We start from the raw sequence: 233 nt of genomic DNA, 5'->3' as shown, positions 1-233 counted from the left end.
CGCGAGCTGCTCTCCGGCGCTGGCGTCAAATCGTGCTCCATCTCCGGCTCCGGCGTTTTCAAGAACAGCACCACGGAAGCGCTGATCAAAACCAATTTCATGGGTGATGTGATCGCGGATTTCCAATTCATCGTGCCCAACTTCGGCATCTTTGAAGGGCCGTTCGATATTTCGTCGCTTGAGTATTCGGGCGAATACAATGGCGAGGCGCAATTTTCGATGAGCTTTGAGAG

The 233-nt window shown here is 53.2% G+C and carries 1 protein-coding gene; it reads left to right on the top strand.

What is annotated here, in order from left to right; genetic code table 11:
• The coding region (locus RRF55_RS28085; protein ID WP_439419311.1) for a phage major tail protein, TP901-1 family at positions 1-233 on the top strand (233 nt) is incomplete at both ends.

This window comes from Klebsiella sp. K47 (assembly GCF_051858335.1).
GTDB lineage: Bacteria > Pseudomonadota > Gammaproteobacteria > Enterobacterales > Enterobacteriaceae > Klebsiella > Klebsiella pneumoniae.
Note: the sequence above shows the minus strand (reverse complement) of the source record. Positions and strands in the feature narration are given on the sequence as shown.